At 38.7% G+C, this 506-nt stretch carries 1 protein-coding gene; it reads left to right on the top strand.

Translation table 11 applies throughout. The features are described 5' to 3' along the window. A partial coding sequence (locus ACRCJ0_RS19530) for a helix-turn-helix domain-containing protein (RefSeq protein ID WP_431391881.1) occupies positions 1 to 453 on the top strand: 453 nt, incomplete at its 5' end. Positions 454 to 506: the final 53 nt, after the last annotated feature.

Genomic DNA, 506 nt, shown 5'->3' with positions numbered 1-506 from the left:
GACGATACCCTTTCATATATTGCTGGACAAATTGACTCCAACATTCGTGAATTGGAAGGTGCTTTAACTAGTGTACAGGCCTTTGCGGTCATGAACCAAGAGGACTTAACGCCAAATACTGCAGCTAAAGCGCTCAGAAATTACAAGAGCAATGTGAAAAGTAATTCACCGACCATTCCAAATATCCTTGAGACAGTGGCCCAATACTTTAATTTGCAGGTTTCTGATCTTAAAGGGAAGAAACGGGTACGCCAAATCGTGGTTCCACGCCAAATTGCCATGTATTTAAGTAGAGAATTAACAGATGCTTCCCTACCAAAAATTGGGCAGGAATTCGGCGGTAAAGACCATACGACAGTTCTTCACGCTTATGACAAGATTAAAAAGGATATCGATGAAAAAAGTGAGTTAGAACGTGATGTTGACAGTATTCGTCGTTTATTAGAAAAATAATGACTTATCTACATCATCTGAGTCTAAGTTTGAAATGACTTATGCTAAAATAT

It is taken from the genome of Aerococcus sp. L_32 (assembly GCF_050689315.1).
This window is presented reverse-complemented; position numbering and strand designations above follow the sequence as displayed.